This is a genomic window from Mesorhizobium sp. M7A.F.Ca.US.011.01.1.1 (assembly GCF_003998295.1).
GTDB lineage: Bacteria > Pseudomonadota > Alphaproteobacteria > Rhizobiales > Rhizobiaceae > Mesorhizobium.
On sequence record NZ_RZRT01000252.1, the window covers coordinates 1 to 448 of the forward strand.

General features: G+C 66.3%; 2 protein-coding genes. Both read right to left on the reverse strand.

Translation table 11 applies throughout. The features are described from left to right. Positions 1-190, reverse strand: a 190-nt coding sequence (locus tag EOA13_RS37595; RefSeq protein ID WP_127298075.1) for a PHP domain-containing protein, incomplete at its 3' end; no start/stop codon positions are given. After that, the coding region (locus EOA13_RS37600; RefSeq protein WP_348629788.1) for a DUF6504 family protein at positions 187-448 on the reverse strand (262 nt) is incomplete at its 5' end. The genes EOA13_RS37595 and EOA13_RS37600, both read right to left, overlap by 4 nt.

The window sequence follows — 448 nt, forward strand, 5'->3', positions numbered from 1 at the left end:
GCCGAACGCCGGTGTCCTTGGCAGCCTGATGGGCCCGCACGATGCCGGCGAGCGAATTGCGGTCGACGACCGCCAGGGCCTCGATGCCGAGCGCGGCCGCCTGCGCGAACAGGTCGTCGCATGAGCTTGCTCCCCGAAGGAACGAGAAGTGGCTGGTGACCTGCAATTCGGCATAGGACGGTCCGCTCATGCGAAGAGCCCATGCAGGAACCATTTGTGCGAGCCGGTCTCGGGATCCGCGCCATCGCCGGCGCGGTAAATCCAGAAGCGGTCTCCGGACTCGTCCTCCACCTGAAAATAGTCGCGCACGGCGATCAGTTCGGCATCGCGCTGCCACCATTCGCCGAACACGCGCTCAGGACCATCGGCGCGCGTGACGCGGCGACGGATGCCGCGCCAACTGAACCAGACCGGTGGATGGTCGGGCAGCAGCGCCATGGTTTCGATG